Annotated in this window: 13 protein-coding genes and 1 tRNA gene; 12 read left to right on the top strand and 2 right to left on the bottom strand. The window is 70.7% G+C overall.

Features of this window, described 5'->3' with window-relative positions:
- The first annotated feature begins 1,089 nt into the window (after positions 1 to 1,089).
- From ACGFXC_RS12795 to ACGFXC_RS12775, 5 genes are all read left to right on the top strand, one after another.
- The gene (locus ACGFXC_RS12795; protein ID WP_393712138.1) at positions 1,090 to 1,689 is read left to right on the top strand and encodes a TetR/AcrR family transcriptional regulator; all 600 of its coding nucleotides are present in this window, start codon (positions 1,090 to 1,092) and stop codon (positions 1,687 to 1,689) included.
- 172 nt (positions 1,690 to 1,861) lie between these two features.
- On the top strand, positions 1,862 to 3,310 hold the full coding sequence (locus ACGFXC_RS12790; RefSeq protein WP_393712136.1) for a DHA2 family efflux MFS transporter permease subunit: 1,449 nt from the start codon (positions 1,862 to 1,864) through the stop codon (positions 3,308 to 3,310).
- Positions 3,311 to 3,358: 48 nt separating this feature from the next.
- On the top strand, positions 3,359 to 3,757 hold the full coding sequence (locus tag ACGFXC_RS12785) for a DUF3291 domain-containing protein (protein ID WP_393712134.1): 399 nt from the start codon (positions 3,359 to 3,361) through the stop codon (positions 3,755 to 3,757).
- Positions 3,758 to 4,858: a UDP-N-acetylmuramate dehydrogenase gene (locus ACGFXC_RS12780; protein ID WP_393712132.1), complete on the top strand. Its 1,101-nt coding sequence runs from the start codon at positions 3,758 to 3,760 to the stop codon at positions 4,856 to 4,858.
- 2 nt (positions 4,859 to 4,860) lie between these two features.
- On the top strand, positions 4,861 to 5,277 hold the full coding sequence (locus tag ACGFXC_RS12775; RefSeq protein WP_393712131.1) for a hypothetical protein: 417 nt from the start codon (positions 4,861 to 4,863) through the stop codon (positions 5,275 to 5,277).
- Here ACGFXC_RS12775 and ACGFXC_RS12770 read toward each other — a convergent pair.
- A complete protein-coding gene (locus ACGFXC_RS12770) occupies positions 5,267 to 6,286 on the bottom strand; it encodes an adenosine deaminase (protein ID WP_393712129.1) in 1,020 nt (339 codons plus the stop codon). The genes ACGFXC_RS12775 and ACGFXC_RS12770 overlap by 11 nt on opposite strands.
- A gap of 192 nt (positions 6,287 to 6,478) precedes the next feature.
- Positions 6,479 to 7,705 carry a pyridoxal phosphate-dependent aminotransferase gene (locus ACGFXC_RS12765; protein WP_393712127.1) on the bottom strand — a complete coding sequence of 409 codons (1,227 nt, stop codon included), beginning with the start codon at positions 7,703 to 7,705 and terminating at the stop codon, positions 6,479 to 6,481.
- Between the two features lie 192 nt (positions 7,706 to 7,897).
- On the opposite strand from ACGFXC_RS12765, the gene ACGFXC_RS12760 reads away from it, so the two are divergent.
- The 7 genes from ACGFXC_RS12760 to ACGFXC_RS12730 all read left to right on the top strand — a co-directional run bounded on the left by ACGFXC_RS12760 (position 7,898) and on the right by ACGFXC_RS12730 (position 12,745).
- Positions 7,898 to 7,970 (top strand) — tRNA-Trp (locus ACGFXC_RS12760).
- Positions 7,971 to 8,075: 105 nt separating this feature from the next.
- Positions 8,076 to 8,357, top strand: coding sequence for a preprotein translocase subunit SecE (secE, locus tag ACGFXC_RS12755; RefSeq protein WP_243333337.1), 282 nt, complete (start codon positions 8,076 to 8,078; stop codon positions 8,355 to 8,357).
- 84 nt (positions 8,358 to 8,441) lie between these two features.
- Entirely contained in the window at positions 8,442 to 9,377 is a 936-nt protein-coding gene (gene nusG / locus ACGFXC_RS12750; protein ID WP_393712125.1) for a transcription termination/antitermination protein NusG, read from the top strand.
- A 170-nt stretch (positions 9,378 to 9,547) separates the two neighbouring features.
- Positions 9,548 to 9,982: a 50S ribosomal protein L11 gene (gene rplK, locus ACGFXC_RS12745; RefSeq protein WP_351821568.1), complete on the top strand. Its 435-nt coding sequence runs from the start codon at positions 9,548 to 9,550 to the stop codon at positions 9,980 to 9,982.
- An 86-nt stretch (positions 9,983 to 10,068) separates the two neighbouring features.
- Positions 10,069 to 10,797, top strand: coding sequence for a 50S ribosomal protein L1 (gene rplA / locus ACGFXC_RS12740; protein WP_351821571.1), 729 nt, complete (start codon positions 10,069 to 10,071; stop codon positions 10,795 to 10,797).
- A gap of 185 nt (positions 10,798 to 10,982) precedes the next feature.
- Positions 10,983 to 11,924, top strand: a complete 942-nt coding sequence (locus ACGFXC_RS12735; protein ID WP_393712123.1) for a hypothetical protein — start codon at positions 10,983 to 10,985, stop codon at positions 11,922 to 11,924.
- Entirely contained in the window at positions 11,921 to 12,745 is an 825-nt protein-coding gene (locus tag ACGFXC_RS12730) for a hypothetical protein (protein ID WP_393712121.1), read from the top strand. The genes ACGFXC_RS12735 and ACGFXC_RS12730 overlap by 4 nt, the downstream gene beginning before the upstream one ends.
- The last annotated feature ends 105 nt before the right edge of the window (positions 12,746 to 12,850 follow it).

The raw sequence follows: 12,850 nt of genomic DNA, 5'->3' as shown, positions 1-12,850 counted from the left end.
GGGTCGGGGGAGGGCGGGGTCTCCTTGCTCCGCGTCAGGGAGGGTTTGGTGGTCTCCCGTCAGTCTCATCGTCCTTCCGCGTCGGGCCGGTCCCTCAAGGGCGCTCCTTCGTCGCGTCGCTTCGCGATGGCCTTCGGCCACCCTTGACCGACCGTCCCGCCACGGAAAAACGAAGACTGCCGGGAAACCCCCAAAAGAACGTTCACGGGGCAGGACAAGGGGAGGAGCGACCTCGTCAGGGACCCTCGACCCCTCCCCGCCCGGCCCAGCCGGGCATCCGGGCCCTGGACGTGGCAATCCGCGCCCGAGGGTGGCCAGACCACCCGAAACAGCGACACGACGAGCCTGCGGGCACGGCAGAAGCCCCCGCGCGTCAGATCGCCAGCAATCCCTCCCGGCTTGGCGTCTGCGGCCCGTCTGTGGCCGTACATAAGCCGCCCAGGGCGGCGAAATGGTCCTCCTGGACGGGCGACTGACCCCCGGCAGACGGCAATCGCCCCCAGACCGCAGGAAAAGACACCTGCGTCGCTCTCACTCCACCAAGCACGTCGCCTAGCCGCAGACGCGTGACCACACAGGCAACTGATGGCCGTGGGCGGCTTATGTACGGCCACGGACGGGCCGCAGACGCCAAGCCGGGCGAAGCACGTAGCGATCTGACGCGTCCGACGTGCCGGTTGGTTGTCCTGGTCGCTGTTTGGGGTGGTTTGGCTGCCCCTGGCCCGGGATTTGATGGTCAGGGGTGGATGTCGGGTCCACCCAGACGGCCAGCGGGCGGGGTTGCGCATCGCTGAGGCGGACAGGACAGGTCCACTGCCCCGTGAACGTTCTTTTGGGGGTTTCCCGGCAGTCTTCGTTTTTCCGTGGCGGGACGGTCGGTCAAGGGTGGCCGAAGGCCATCGCGAAGCGACGCGACGAAGGAGCGCCCTTGACGGGCCGGCCCGACGCGGAAGGACGATGAGACTGACGGGAGACCACCAAACCCTCCCTGGCACCGCCCCGCTGGACCCCGCCCTCCCCCGGCCCCGCCGCCTGCACCCCCGCCCACGCCCCTTGACGTAGTTAGTGATTGAGCACTAACTTTGCAGCATGGTCAGGATGAGCGCAGAAGAGCGGCGCGAGAGCGTGATCCGTGCGGCGGCTCGGGAGTTCGCCCGTGGGGGGTACTACGGGACGTCCACCGAGGCGATCGCCAAGCGGGTCGGGGTCTCGCAGCCCTACCTGTTCCGGCTCTTCCCGAGCAAGCAGGCGATCTTCCTCGCGGCCGCCGCTCGCTGCCTGGAGACCACCCGGCGGGTGTTCGCCGAGGCGGCCGAGGGGCTGGAGGGCGATGAGGCCCTGCGCGCCATGGCGGACGCGTACACGCGGCTGATCGCCGAAGACCCGCACGTGCTCCAGATGCAGCTCCAGATGTACGTCACTGTCGCCGCCGCCGAGGCGGCCGGCGACAGCGAGCTCGGCGAGCTCGTGCGCACGGGCTGGCTGGAGTTGTGGGACACCGTCTCGGTGCCGCTCGGCAGCGACGTCAAGGAGACCACCACCTTCATGGCCTTCGGGATGCTCATCAACACCCTCGCCGCCATGGGCTTCCCGCCCGGGCACCGCGTCTGGGAGGGGCTCTACCCGTCGGTCCGCGCCGAGGGGTCCGAGGCGGCCGACGGCGCCACGGGCGCCACGGGGGACCGGTAACCAGGCCGCCCACCGGAAGCCGCCCCGGCGGCCCCCGCGCACTGCGCACCACTCTCCGCGGCTCCGCATGCCCCGCGGCCTCTGCCCGTAGGGACGCCCTCCTGCCCAGCCGGCGTCCTCGCGGGCTCGAAAGTTAGTCAGCAATAACTAACAAACTTCAGGGGGAAACATCGTGAACCAGCGCGACCGGCTCAGCAGGCCCGCGGTCTGGGCCCTCGTCCTCACCGGGGCCGCCAGCTTCATGGCCGCCCTCGACAACCTCGTCGTCACCACCGCCCTCCCCGCCATCCGCGCCGACCTCGGCGGCAAGCTGGAGGACCTGGAGTGGACGGTGAACGCGTACACGCTCACCTTCGCCGTCCTGCTCCTGTTCGGCTCCGCCCTCGGGGACAGGTTCGGGCGCCGCCGGCTCTTCATGGCCGGGCTCGCGACCTTCACCGCCGCGTCCGCGGCCGCCGCGCTCTCGCCCGGCATCGACGCGCTCATCGCCGCCCGCGCGGTGCAGGGCGTCGGCGCGGCCGTGATGATGCCGCTGTCGCTCACCCTGCTCGCCGCCGCCGTTCCGGCCGCCCGGCGCGGCATGGCCCTCGGGATCTACGGAGCCGTCGGCGGCCTGGCCGTCGCCAGTGGTCCGCTGATCGGGGGCAGCCTCACCGAGCACATCTCCTGGCAGTGGATCTTCTGGCTCAACGTGCCGGTCGGCCTCGCCCTGCTGCCGCTCGCCCGGCTGCGCCTCGCCGAGTCCACCGCGCCGGGCTCCCGCCTCGACGTCCCCGGCACCCTGCTGATCAGCGGCGGGCTCTTCGGCATCGTCTACGGCCTGGTCAACGCCAACGCGCACGGCTGGACCAGCGCCCCCGTCCTCACCGGCCTGATCGCGGGCAGCGCCCTGGTCGGCGCCTTCATCCGCCACGGCTTCCGCAGCGCGAACCCCATGCTCCCCATGCGGCTCTTCCGTGACCGGGGCTTCTTCGGGATCAACTTCGCCAGCCTGCTGATGTACCTCGGCATGTTCGGGTCGATCTTCCTGCTCAGCCAGTTCCTCCAGGGTGTCGCCGGTTACTCGCCCACCCAGGCCGGGCTGCGCATGCTCCCCTGGACCGGCATGGCGGTGATCGTCGCCCCGATCGCGGGGATCCTGTCCGACCGGATCGGCGGCCGGCCTGTCGTCGTCGCGGGGCTCGCCCTCCAGGCCCTCGGCCTGGGCTGGTTCGCGACGGTCCTGAGCCCGGACGTCTCCTACGCGACGCAGCTCCCGGCCCTGGTGCTCAGCGGGATCGGCATGTCCCTCTTCTTCGCCCCGGCCAACAACGTCCTGATGTCCACCGTCACCCCCGCCGACCAGGGCAAGGCCTCCGGCGCCAACAATGCCCTCCGCGAGGTCGGCGGTGCCCTCGGCGTGGCGATCCTCGCCTCGGTGTTCTCCGCCCGGGGCGGCTACGAGACCCCGCGGACCTTCACCGACGGCACCGTCCCCGCCCTGTGGATCGGCGCCGCCGCGGTGGCCCTGGCCGCCGGTCTGGCCCTGCTGCTGCCCCGCCGGACCGGGACGGCCTCCACCCCGCAGGCCCCGGCCCCCGCGCCCGCCCCGGCACCGGCCGAGACGCCCGCCCGCCGCTGAGCCCCCGGCCGCCGAGCCCCGCCCCGTACCCGCCGAGGAGAACCCGTCATGCCCGACGTCCCCTGGTCCACGCCCACTCCCGCCGCCCCCGGCACCGAGGTCTACGTCATGGCCTCCCGCTTCGAGACCGAGACCTTCACCGGCGCCCTCAGGTTCTTCCTCAAGGCGCCCGGCATCATCCGCCAGATACGCAAGGCCCCCGGCGCCCACGGCGCGGCCCTCCGGGCCCGCGTGACCCGGCGCACCTTCCTGACCCTGTCCGCCTGGGAGGACCGCGACGCCCTCTACCGCTTCGCCGGCAGCGAGCCGCACCGTACGAGCGCACGCGCGGCCGCCGCCTACACGAAGGAATCGGCCTTCACCTTCTGGACCGTGCCCGCCTCGGAGCTGCCCATCGGCTGGGCCGAGGCCGAGCGCCGTCTGGAGGAGCAGAAGAGGGGCCACTGAGTGCCCCGCCGGGATGCGGGGGAGGCGGACCGTACTCTTGTGCACGTGCAGGAACTCCACGACGCCCCCCTCGCCCCGCTGACCACCTTCCGCCTCGGCGGCCCCGCGGCCCGGCTGGTCACCGCGACCACCGACGCCGAGGTCGTCGCCGCCGTGCGTGCCGCGGACACCAGCGGCACCCCCCTGCTGATCATCGGGGGCGGCAGCAACCTGGTCATCGGCGACCAGGGCTTCGCCGGGACCGCCCTGCGCATCGCCACCACCGGCTTCGCCCTCGACGGCACCACCCTGGAACTCGCCGCCGGCGAGAACTGGAGCGACGCCGTCGCCCGTACCGTCGAAGCCGGTCTCGCGGGCATCGAATGCCTCGCCGGGATCCCCGGATCGGCCGGCGCCACCCCGATCCAGAACGTCGGCGCGTACGGCCAGGAAGTCTGCGACACCATCACCGAGGTCGTCGCCTACGACCGCACCACCGGCGGGACCGTGACCCTCTCCGCCGCCGACTGCGACTTCCGGTACCGCAACAGCACCTTCAAGGACCAGCCCGACCGCTACGTCGTCCTGCGCGTGCGCTTCGCCCTGGAGGACGCCGGCGGGCTCTCCGCCCCGGTCAAGTACCCGGAGACCGCCCGCGCGCTCGGCGTGGAGGCCGGGGACCGCGTCCCGGCCGCCCTCGCCCGCGAGACCGTGCTGCGCCTGCGCGCCGGCAAGGGCATGGTCCTCGACCCCGCCGACCACGACACCTGGTCCGCCGGCTCCTTCTTCCACAACCCGATCCTGACCGACGAGGCCTACGCCGCCTTCCTCGCCCGCGTCCAGGACCGCCTCGGCCCCGGCACCGCCCCGCCCGCGTACCCGGCCGGCGAGGGCCGTACGAAGACCAGCGCGGCCTGGCTCATCGACAAGGCCGGCTTCACCAAGGGCTACGGCAGCGGCCCCGCCCGCATCTCCACCAAGCACACCCTGGCCCTGACCAACCGGGGCGCGGCCACCACCGAAGACCTCCTCGTCCTGGCCCGCGAGGTCGTCTCCGGAGTCCATGCGGCGTTCGGCGTCACCCTCGTCAACGAGCCGGTGACGGTCGGCGTCCGCATCTGAACGTGCACTGCCCGCGGCACGGGGCCGGAAGCGACCCCACGCGCCTGGTGGGCCGCGAGATCAGCCGGGTCGTCGCCTCCTGGCACATCTGCGAGGGCGAGCGGTCCGAGGCGCCCCTCGACGTCTGGCTGATCGACAGCTCCGGCGAGTCCACGCGGATCACCACCGGCTCGGACCAGTGCCTCATCGTCGAGTCTGCCGCGCCCCACGAGCCCTACGACATGGGGGAGTGGGGCCGGGTCGAGGTCGGCGAGGACCTCGGCGACCACCCCTTCCTGCGCCACCTCGGCCAGACCGTCGAGGCGGTCGCCGAGTTCGCCCTGCCCGCACAGGGCCGCACCCACCTGGAGATCGGCTTCCCGGACGGTCGCCGGGTGCGGGCCGACTGCCACGAGGGGGACCTGCGGCTCACCCGCTGAGCCAGTGGTCGATCCCGTCCAGCAGCTTGGCCTGCACCTCGTCGGGCGCCGCGCTGCCGCGCACCGACTGCCGCGCCAGCTCGGCGAGCTCGCGGTCGGTGAAGGCGTGGTGGCGGCGGGCGAGCTCGTACTGGGCCGCGAGCCGGGAGCCGAACAGCAGCGGGTCGTCCGCGCCGAGCGCCATCGGCACCCCGGCCTCGAAGAGGGTGCGCAGCGGGACGTCCTCGTGCCGCTCGTACACGCCGAGCGCGACGTTGGACGCCGGGCAGACCTCGCAGGTGATCTGCCGGTCGGCGAGCCGCTGGAGCAGCCGGGGGTCCTCGGCGGCCCGGACCCCGTGCCCGACGCGCGAGGCGTGCAGGTCGTCGAGGCAGTCCCGGACGGAGGAGGGGCCGCTGAGCTCGCCGCCGTGCGGGGCCGCGAGCAGGCCGCCCTCGCGGGCGATGGCGAAGGCCCGGTCGAAGTCGCGGGCCATGCCCCGGCGTTCGTCGTTGGAGAGCCCGAAGCCGACGATGCCGCGGTCGGCGTAGCGGACGGCCAGCCGGGCCAGGGTGCGGGCGTCCAGGGGGTGCTTCATGCGGTTGGCGGCGATGACGACCCGCATGCCGAGACCGGTCTCCCGCGAGGCGGAGTCCACCGCGTCCAGGATGATCTCGACGGCGGGGATCATCCCGCCGAGGAGGGGCGCGTACGAGGTGGGGTCGACCTGGATCTCCAGCCAGCCGCTGCCGTCCCGGACGTCCTCCTCTGCGGCCTCGCGGACCAGGCGCCGGATGTCGTCGGGCTCGCGCAGGCAGGAGCGGGCGGCGTCGTAGAGGCGCTGGAAGCGGAACCAGCCGCGCTCGTCGGTGGCGCGGAGTTTGGGTGGCTCCCCGGCGGCCAGGGCGTCGGGCAGCCGGACGCCGTACTTGTCGGCGAGCTCCAGCAGGGTCGACGGTCGCATCGAGCCGGTGAAGTGCAGGTGCAGGTGTGCCTTCGGCAGAAGCGTGAGATCGCGTGCGTGCTCCATTTGTTGATCCTGCCGTACCGGCGCGCCCGGCGGGAGGGGATTTTACCGATCGGGGGCTTGCGCGAACGCGTGAGCGGGGCTCCGGGCGGGGGCGGCGGGCCCCGGCGCGGGCCGGGAACGCCCGAGCGGCGGCTCCCGCAGGGGGGAGCCGCCGCTCGGGACGCGCGGTGGAACGGGGGAGCGCCGCAGCCGTCAGGCCTTGGCCTCCGCCAGGAGCTTCTGCAGCCGGGACACGCCCTCGACCAGGTCCTCGTCGCCCAGGGCGTAGGAAAGGCGCAGGTAGCCGGGGGTGCCGAAGGCCTCGCCGGGGACGACCGCGACCTCGGCCTCGTCCAGGATCAGGGCCGCCAGCTCGACGGAGGTCTGCGGGCGCCTGCCGCGGATCTCCTTGCCGAGGAGGTCCTTGACCGACGGGTACGCGTAGAACGCGCCCTCGGGGGTGGGGCAGAAGACGCCGTCGATCTCGTTCAGCATCCGCACGATGGTCTGGCGGCGGCGGTCGAAGGCGGTGCGCATCTCGTGGACGGCGTCCAGGTTGCCGGAGACGGCGGCGAGCGCCGCGACCTGGGCCACGTTGGAGACGTTGGAGGTGGCGTGCGACTGCAGGTTCGTCGCGGCCTTGACGACGTCCTTCGGGCCGATGATCCAGCCCACGCGCCAGCCGGTCATCGCGTACGTCTTGGCGACGCCGTTGACGATGATGCACTTGTCGGCCAGCTCGGGGACGATCGCCGGGAGGGAGACGAACTTGGCGTCGCCGTAGACGAGGTGCTCGTAGATCTCGTCGGTCAGGACCCACAGGCCCTTGTCGGCGGCCCAGCGGCCGATGGCCTCCGCGTCGGACTCGCTGTAGACGGCGCCCGTCGGGTTGGACGGGGAGACGAACAGGACGACCTTGGTGCGCTCGGTGCGCGCGGCCTCCAGCTGCTCGACGGAGACCCGGTAACCGGTGGTCTCGTCGGCGACGACCTCGACCGGGACGCCGCCCGCGAGGCGGATCGACTCCGGGTAGGTGGTCCAGTAGGGGGCCGGGACGATGACCTCGTCACCCGGGTCGAGGATGGCGGCGAAGGCCTCGTAGATGGCCTGCTTGCCGCCGTTGGTCACCAGGACCTGGGAGGCGTCGACCTCGTACCCCGAATCGCGCAGCGTCTTGGCGGCGATGGCGGCCTTCAGCTCGGGCAGGCCGCCGGCCGGCGTGTAGCGGTGGTACTTCGGGTTGCGGCAGGCCTCGACCGCGGCCTCGACGATGTAGTCCGGGGTCGGGAAGTCGGGCTCGCCCGCGCCGAAGCCGATCACCGGACGCCCGGCGGCCTTGAGGGCCTTGGCCTTGGCGTCCACGGCGAGGGTGGCGGACTCGGAAATGGCGCCGATACGGGCGGACACCCGGCGCTCGGAGGAAGGCGTTGCAGAGGTCATGCGGCCAATCGTCCCAGACGGCCGAGAAGCCCCGCACACCGTTTCAGGTACCGGACGGAGCAGGTCCGGATGGCTTCTGTTCGACGTCAGGGCCCGGACCACGTACACTCACCTGTCGTTGGTCCTCGCCGACCGCCCCAGAGCGTGAGCACTCCGTGCACTCGCTCGGATGCGGTAGGTTGGGGAACGCAAAGGGTCGTAGCTCAATTGGTAGAGCACTGGTCTCCAAAACCAGCGGTTGGGGGTTCGAGTCCCTCCGGCCCTGCTCCACACTCCTAGTCGGATGTGTGCGCAGGTACGTACTTCGATGCAACGCCGTGCGGCGCAACCGGGCGCGGCTACGGCCACGACCCGGATTCAGGTGAGAGACGTGACGGACGCCCTGGGCTCCATCGACATGCCTGACGCCGAGGACGACACTCGCGAGAAGAAGGCCCGCAAGGGCGGCAAGCGCGGCAAGAAGGGCCCTCTGGGCCGGCTCGCGCTGTTCTACCGCCAGATCGTCGCGGAACTCCGCAAGGTCGTATGGCCCACCAGGAACCAGCTCACGACGTACACCTCCGTGGTGATTGTCTTCGTCGTCATCATGATCGGTCTGGTGACCGTGATTGACTATGGGTTCCAGGAAGCCATCAAGTTCGTCTTCGGCTGATCCCCGCGGAGGGCGGCGCCTTGATGGGTGCCGCCCGTTTTCGCATGTTCCACCACCTTTTGTATCCAGGAAGAAGCAGCCACCGTGTCTGACCCGAACCTGAACGCGAGCCACGACTCCGTCGAGTCCGTCGAGGACGAGCTCGACATCGTCGAGGCGGCAGACGCTGTGGACCCCGACGAGGCCGAGCTCGCCGATGCCGAGGCCGGCACCGCCGCCGAGGACGCCGCGCTGCACGTCGAGGACGAGGTCGACGCGGAGGCTGACGACGACGCCGAGGCCGGCGACGACGAGGACTCCGAGGGTGACGCGGACGCCGAGGACGCCGAGGACGAGGACGACGCCGAGGAAGAGGGTGACGTCGAGGCCGAAGAGGCCGCAGACGCCGAGCCCGCCGAGCCGGTCGACCCCATCCAGGCCCTCCGCGACGAGCTGCGCCTGCTCCCCGGCGAGTGGTACGTGATCCACACCTACGCGGGCTACGAGAAGCGCGTGAAGGCGAACCTGGAGCAGCGCGCCGTCTCGCTGAACGTCGAGGAGTTCATCTACCAGGCCGAGGTGCCCGAGGAAGAGATCGTCCAGATCAAGAACGGCGAGCGCAAGAACGTCCGGCAGAACAAGCTGCCCGGTTACGTTCTCGTCCGCATGGATCTGACGAACGAGTCCTGGGGCGTCGTCCGCAACACCCCGGGTGTCACCGGCTTCGTCGGCAACGCGTACGACCCGTACCCGCTGACCCTCGACGAGATCGTCAAGATGCTCGCCCCCGAGGCGCAGGAGAAGGCCGCCAAGCAGGCCGCCGAGGACGCCGGTCTGCCGGCCCCCGCGGTCAAGCGCACCATCGAGGTCCTGGACTTCGAGGTCGGCGACTCGGTCACCGTCACCGACGGCCCGTTCGCCACGCTCCAGGCGACGATCAACGAGATCAACCCGGACTCGAAGAAGGTCAAGGGTCTCGTCGAGATCTTCGGCCGCGAGACCCCGGTCGAGCTGAGCTTCGACCAGATCCAGAAGAACTGATCCAGGGCTTCTGAACGACGCTTCCGAAACAGGTCAGATCGCCCCGCGAAGGGCGGTCTGACCTGCTCGGTTTTTAGCCCCGCACCTATACCCGCTATCGTGGTGCGGTATGCCTCCATCCGGATGACCGGTTGGCGGCTGAAAACTCTCACTAGGACCCGGAGAGAGCAATGCCTCCCAAGAAGAAGAAGATCACGGGGCTTATCAAGCTCCAGATCAAGGCCGGTGCGGCCAACCCGGCTCCGCCGGTCGGCCCCGCGCTCGGTCAGCACGGCGTCAACATCATGGAGTTCTGCAAGGCCTACAACGCCGCGACCGAGTCGCAGCGTGGCATGGTCGTGCCGGTGGAGATCACGGTCTACGACGACCGTTCCTTCACCTTCATCACCAAGACTCCGCCGGCCGCGCGCCTCATCCTGAAGAGCGCGGGCGTGGAGAAGGGCTCCGGCGAGCCGCACAAGACCAAGGTCGCGAAGCTGACGCGTGACCAGGTCCGCGAGATCGCCACGATCAAGATGCCCGACCTGAACGCCAACGACATCGACGCCGCCGAGAAGATCATCGCCGGCACCGCGCGTTCGATGGGCATCACGGTCGAAGGCTGATCCAGCCACCCCAGCACCACAGTGGTAGGACCAAGCGCTGGTCCGCACCACGACTCCACGCCTGAAGCCACAACACAGGAGCAGAAGTGAAGCGCAGCAAGACTCTCCGCGCTGCGGACGCCAAGGTCGACCGGGAAAAGCTGTACGCCCCGCTCGAGGCCGTCCGTCTCGCCAAGGAGACCTCCGCGACCAAGTTCGACAGCACCGTCGAGATCGCCTTCCGCCTGGGTGTCGACCCGCGCAAGGCCGACCAGATGGTCCGCGGCACCGTGAACCTCCCGCACGGCACCGGCAAGACCGCCCGGGTCCTGGTCTTCGCGACCGGTGACCGTGCTGCGGCCGCGGAAGCCGCCGGCGCCGACATCGTCGGCGACGACGAGCTCATCAACGAGATCGCCAAGGGCAACCGCCTCAACGAGTTCGACGCCGTTGTCGCCACCCCGGACCTCATGGGCAAGGTCGGCCGCCTCGGCCGCGTGCTCGGTCCCCGTGGCCTCATGCCGAACCCGAAGACCGGCACCGTCACGATGGACGTCGCCAAGGCTGTCACCGAGATCAAGGGTGGCAAGATCGAGTTCCGCGTCGACAAGCACTCGAACCTGCACTTCATCATCGGCAAGGTCTCCTTCTCCGATGAGCAGCTGGTCGAGAACTACGCGGCGGCCCTGGACGAGATCATCCGTCTGAAGCCGTCCGCCGCGAAGGGCCGCTACATCAAGAAGGCCGCCCTGAGCACCACGATGGGTCCCGGCATCCAGCTGGACTCCAACCGCACCCGGAACCTCCTCGTCGAGGAAGACCCGGCTGCCGTCTGATCCGGCTGACGCCTGATCGGACCACCGAGTGGTCGAACGGGCCCCGTGCCCCCCTCACCGGGGGGCGCGGGGCCCGTTTTCGTCGTCCGGGCCCTTACCGCCGTGCGGGCGCGTGTGTGTGCCACGTAAGGTCGAGGTGCAATCGAACAACGATCACACAGCAATCACACAGGGGTGGGGACTCCATGCTGACGTACCGCAAGAGGGCCGCAGGGGCCGCGCTGGCCGCCGTACTGCTCGCTGCCGGGGCCACGGCCTGTGGGGGCGCCGCGAAGGACGGCGCGGGCAAGGCGGCTCCTTCGGCGGCCTCCGTCCGTCCGTCCGCGCCGGCTCCGGCCGCGGGGAACGCGACCGAGGCGCTCACGGCCGCGTACAAGAAGACCTCGGCCGCGAAGTCGGCCAAGGTGCGCATGACGATGAAGACGTCCGGCGCCCTCGGTGACGAGACCGTCGAGATGACAGGCGTCCAGGGCTGGGACCCGCAGGTCATGGACATGACGATGAAGGGCGGGTTCGGGGTGTCCGGCATCGACTCCATGCGCATGATCATGGACAAGGACGTCATGTACATGGAGCTGCCGGCCGACGCGGAGACGGCCGCGCTCATGGACGGCAAGCGCTGGATGAAGATCGACGTGAAGGCCGCGGCCGAAGCCTCGGGCGACGCCGAGGCGCTGAAGAAGCTCGGCGGCGTCGGCGACCTCGGCGGGGTCGAGCAGAGCCAGGACCCGGCCAAGCAGCTCGGCCTGCTGCTCGCCTCCCCGAACGTGAAGCTCCTCGGCTCCGAGAAGGTCGGGGGCGCCGACGCCCAGCACTACAAGGGCACCCTGTCGTTCGAGGAGATGCTCGCCGCGAACAAGGGCGCCACGGCGCTGCCCGAGGCCGACCGGACCCAGCTCGTCGAGGCGATGAAGAAGGCCGGGATCAAGGGCTACGACATGGACGTCTGGGTCGACAAGGACGGCTACCCGGCCCGCATGAAGGTCTCCATGGGCATGGCCGAGGGCACCCTCGACATGGACGCCTCCTACTCGGACTACACCTCGACCGCGACCGTCCAGGCCCCGCCGGCGAACGAGACCGTCGACCTGTTCGGGATGCTCTCGAAGATGGGTGAGGGCGCGTGAACCGGACGGCGGCCAAGCGGGCGGGCGCGGCGCTCGCGGGCGCGATCCTGCTCATCGGCGGGCTCGGCGCCTGCGACGGCGGGAAGAAGGACGGGACGGCCAAGGAGGCGGCGGACACGGGCGCGGGCACCGGGGCCCCGGCTCCGTCGCCCGCGGAGGCGGTGAAGGCGTCCTGGCTCAAGACGGCCGCCGCGAAGTTCGCCATGGCCGAGATGCGCACCACCACGGGTGACGGCACGACCACGACCCAGACCGGCACGAAGGGCTGGTACCCGTCGTCCCACGACCTGACGGTCAAGGGCCCCACGTCCGAGGGGCGCTCGGTCATGACCGGGGACGTGGTCTACACGCAGCGCAAGGAGCCGGTCAACGGCAAGGCGTGGATGAAGCTGGACCTGTCCGTGGACGGCAAGCCCGGGGTCCGGATGAACGAGGACCCGGCCGAGTACCTCGCCCTCCTCCTGGGCCAGTCCAAGCTCGCCGCGGTCGGGGCGCAAAATACCGACGAACCCGGGACCCGCCACTACCGGGCCTCCCTCACCGGCGCCGACCTCCAGGCGGCCGACGAGTCCAGCAAGGTCATGCCGGACAAGGACCGCCAGTACCTGCGCGAGTCCGTGAAGCACCTCACGGCCCTGGAGGCGGAGGTGTGGATCGGCAAGGACGGCTACCCGGTGCGCGCCGTCATGGTCAGCAAGGACGACAAGGGCACCACCAGCACCACCCAGGCCACCTTCGACGGCTTCGGTCAGGTCGCGCCGGTCGCGGTCCCGCCGGCCGACCAGGTCGCCGACTTCGACGAGGTGCTGAAGGGCGGCTGAGGGCGATTTGCTTCGTCCGGTTGCCTTCGCGTACGCTTCCGGAGAAGCCAAAGACCGCTGGTCGTTGCCGTGCTCGAAAGAGTGCGGTGGCCGAAGGATTCGCTG

Origin of the sequence: Streptomyces sp. NPDC048507 (assembly GCF_043199995.1) — a bacterium.
GTDB lineage: Bacteria > Actinomycetota > Actinomycetes > Streptomycetales > Streptomycetaceae > Streptomyces.
The sequence above is the reverse complement of the archived record's forward strand: the minus strand, read 5'-3'. Positions and strand labels throughout refer to the sequence as shown.

Bases quoted from the DNA above. Each gene is read 5' to 3' on its own strand.
- rplK (WP_351821568.1), top strand. From the start codon at position 9,548: ATGCCTCCCAAGAAGAAGAAGATCACGGGGCTTATCAAGCTCCAGATC.
- ACGFXC_RS12770 (WP_393712129.1), bottom strand. From the start codon at position 6,286: ATGGAGCACGCACGCGATCTCACGCTTCTGCCGAAGGCACACCTGCAC.
- ACGFXC_RS12785 (WP_393712134.1), top strand. From the start codon at position 3,359: ATGCCCGACGTCCCCTGGTCCACGCCCACTCCCGCCGCCCCCGGCACC.
- ACGFXC_RS12765 (WP_393712127.1), bottom strand. From the start codon at position 7,705: ATGACCTCTGCAACGCCTTCCTCCGAGCGCCGGGTGTCCGCCCGTATC.
- ACGFXC_RS12735 (WP_393712123.1), top strand. From the start codon at position 10,983: ATGCTGACGTACCGCAAGAGGGCCGCAGGGGCCGCGCTGGCCGCCGTA.
- ACGFXC_RS12795 (WP_393712138.1), top strand. From the start codon at position 1,090: ATGGTCAGGATGAGCGCAGAAGAGCGGCGCGAGAGCGTGATCCGTGCG.